At 75.0% G+C, this 248-nt stretch carries 1 pseudogene; it reads right to left on the reverse strand.

What is annotated here, in order from left to right:
- Window positions 1–248: pseudogene (locus G3I40_RS44675) on the reverse strand (DNA-binding protein); the annotation flags it as partial.

The raw sequence follows: 248 nt of genomic DNA on the forward strand, positions 1-248 counted from the left end.
GCCGGTTGAGTACGTCGATGGACTCGACCGGGGCCTCGTCGAGCAGCGCCGACATCCGGGTGGAGTCGGTGAACAGCTCCGTGAGCGCCGCGACCGCCGACACCGGGTCGTGCGTCGAGGGCAGCCCGGCCGCCGCGACGATCTCCTGGATCCGGGTCGGTGACATGCCCGAGGTGGCCTCGGCGACCGTCGGGCCCAGGCCCGTCGGGGACGGGTGCTGCGGGGTGGGCGCGAGCAGCTCGCGGGCC

Origin of the sequence: Streptomyces sp. SID14478, from assembly GCF_010548525.1 — a bacterium.
Lineage (GTDB): Bacteria > Actinomycetota > Actinomycetes > Streptomycetales > Streptomycetaceae > Streptomyces.